This is a genomic window from Mesorhizobium sp. M7A.F.Ca.MR.362.00.0.0 (assembly GCF_004023175.1).
GTDB lineage: Bacteria > Pseudomonadota > Alphaproteobacteria > Rhizobiales > Rhizobiaceae > Mesorhizobium.
Genome location: NZ_RZTF01000218.1, coordinates 8,536 through 10,917, shown reverse-complemented (window position 1 = coordinate 10,917; position 2,382 = coordinate 8,536). Strand labels below are relative to the sequence as shown.

General features: G+C 63.4%; 3 protein-coding genes. 2 read left to right on the top strand and 1 reads right to left on the bottom strand.

All coding sequences use genetic code 11. The annotated features are described in order from the left end of the window. The first annotated feature begins 73 nt into the window (after positions 1–73). Complete coding sequence (locus EOC06_RS23435) at positions 74–994, top strand: zinc-binding dehydrogenase (RefSeq protein WP_128308902.1); 921 nt, start codon at positions 74–76, stop codon at positions 992–994. Between the two features lie 13 nt (positions 995–1,007). On the opposite strand, the gene EOC06_RS23430 is transcribed toward EOC06_RS23435, so the two are convergent. After that, entirely contained in the window at positions 1,008–1,760 is a 753-nt protein-coding gene (locus tag EOC06_RS23430) for an SDR family NAD(P)-dependent oxidoreductase (RefSeq protein ID WP_023812510.1), read from the bottom strand. A gap of 165 nt (positions 1,761–1,925) precedes the next feature. Between EOC06_RS23430 and EOC06_RS23425 the strand changes: the two genes are divergently transcribed. Further along, complete coding sequence (locus tag EOC06_RS23425) at positions 1,926–2,288, top strand: nuclear transport factor 2 family protein (RefSeq protein WP_128308901.1); 363 nt, start codon at positions 1,926–1,928, stop codon at positions 2,286–2,288. Positions 2,289–2,382 lie beyond the last annotated feature (94 nt).

Genomic DNA, 2,382 nt, shown 5'->3' with positions numbered 1-2,382 from the left:
ACCTACGTGGGTACTCAGCTTGCCGTGCTTTCCAACGCAAGCTGGCACCGACAAGCCAGCAACAAGGTACGCCATGCTCGCCCTGGTCATCTCTCCCGAAAGCGCGACCGGGTTGAGGCTCGCCGACGTCGCCGAGCCTCAACCGGCCTCGAATGAAGCGCTTGTTTCGGTCCACGCGACTTCGTTGAATCGCGGCGAACTGCGCCTGCTTGCCATACGCCCCAAGGGCTGGATACCCGGCCAGGACATTGCGGGGATTGTCGAACGAAGAGCAGCCGATGGTTCCGGGCCAACCGTCGGCGCCCGGGTTGTCGCGTTGGTCGACGAGGCTGGTTGGACCGAACGCATCGCAGTCCCAACCGACCGTCTCGCCGTCCTGCCGGATGACGTCAGCTTCGTTTCCGCAGCCACGCTTCCTGTCGCCGGTACGACGGCGCTGAGGACTCTACGCCATGGCGGGGACCTCGCCGGCCAGCAGGTCTTGATCACCGGCGCAAGCGGTGCGGTCGGTCGTTTCCAGATCCAGCTCGCCCGCCATCAGGGCGGATTCGTGACCGCTGTCGCCGCCGCCCGGCACGCTGAGGATCTCCGCGGCCTCGGAGCCAGGCAGGTTGTCGAAGCGATAGACCTGGCCGAGGGGCCGTTCTCGCTGATTACCGAGTCGGTTGGCGGCCAAAGCCTCGCATGCGCGATCGAACGCGTCGCCCCTGGCGGGACCATCGTCATGTTCGGTTCGAGCAGCGGCGAACTAACGCCCGTCGGATTCCGCCAGTTCGTTCCGGATCATGAAGGAGCGAGGCTTCAGACCTTCGCCTACTACACGTCCGGTCCAGGCATTGGCGAGGACATCGCCTCGCTGCTCGCTCTGGTCGCAGCCGGCCGGCTCGAAACACGCGTGGCCTTGACCGTGCCATGGACAGACATCGCCCAAGCGCTGGACGCACTGCGACAGCGCAGCTTCAGCGGCAAGGCCGTTCTCACCATAACAGGATGAGCATCCTGTTTTGTCACACGTGCTGGCCGCCATTGATGTGAATTTCCGAGCCCGTCACATAGGACGCCTGCTGCGAACACAGGAAGAAGATGATGTCGGCGACTTCGGCCGTGGTGCCAAGGCGCCTGAGAGGGATGGTCTCGACGATCTTGTCAGTGCCCGGCGACAGGATCGCGGTGTCGATCTCGCCGGGCGCAATGGCATTGACGCGGATGCCGTGCGGGCCGAAATCATGTGCCATCTCGCGCGTCAGCGAGCCGAGTGCCGCCTTCGATGTGGCGTAGGCCGTGCCGGCGAAGGGATGCACGCGGGTTCCGGCGATCGAGGTTACGTTGACGATCGAGCCCTTGGCCGCCGCCAGCTCCTTGAACAGGCCGCGCGCCAGCATGATCGGCGCGAAGAAATTGACCTGGAACACGTCGCGCCAGACATGCATCGGCGTGTCGATCGAATCCATGCGGCTGTTGCCGTCCTTGAGCTTCGGCGAAATGCCGGCATTGTTGACCAGCGCATGCAACTGGCCGCCATGCGCTTCCAGCCGGTGGCGGATTTCGGAGACGGCGATGCCGACATCCTCCTGATCGGCGAGATCGACCTTGATGTGGTCTTCCGGCCCGGCCGGCCACGGGCAATCCTCGGCGAAAGCCTGCCTGGAGCAGGTGATGACGCGCCAGCCCTCGCGCGAAAAACGCTTGACGGTGGCGTGGCCAATGCCGCGGCTGGCGCCGGTCAGCACGATGGTCTTTCGGGTGTCGAGCTCAGTCATTTCAAGGTCTCCGGCCGGCAGATGTAGCCGAACGCCGCCGAGGTGGCGAGAGGCCGAAATGTCACCATTCACCTCAGAGGAGGAACCGGGAAGCCGGCTCGCCGTTGGTTCGGGAGTTGCAGGACAGGGCGCGGGGTCTCAGATCAAATCAATCGGGACAGAGCCATGACGCAGACAGCACCCCTCGACATAGCCACCGCCTTCACCAAGGCGTGGACAAGCCACGACCTCGAGAAAGCAGCATCCTTGGTCGCCGACGACGTCGTCTTTGATGGGCCGATGCAGCAATCGACCGGCAAGAAACCCTATCTCGAGGGCCTGACCAAACTGTCACAGGATGTGACCGGTGTGCGCATCATCGCGGCCTTCGGAGACGATCATCAGGCGCTGCTGATGTATGACTTGATGACAAAGTCGTCCGGCGCGCTTTCCTGCGCCAAGCACCTCACCATCAGCGATGGCAAGATTCACAGCGACAAACTGACCTTTGACAGCAAGAAGTTGGGCAGCGCCAAGCCACGGAATTAGCGGATCGGATCAGCCGCCAAGGAGGTCAAGGATCGAGGTCTGCCGCTTTTTGCGCGGACCGCCGACGTCGCCTGGCGGCACCGGATGTTTGATC

Coding starts and splice junctions, on each gene's coding strand:
- EOC06_RS23435 (WP_128308902.1), top strand. CDS start 74: ATGCTCGCCCTGGTCATCTCTCCCGAAAGCGCGACCGGGTTGAGGCTC.
- EOC06_RS23430 (WP_023812510.1), bottom strand. CDS start 1,760: ATGACTGAGCTCGACACCCGAAAGACCATCGTGCTGACCGGCGCCAGC.
- EOC06_RS23425 (WP_128308901.1), top strand. CDS start 1,926: ATGACGCAGACAGCACCCCTCGACATAGCCACCGCCTTCACCAAGGCG.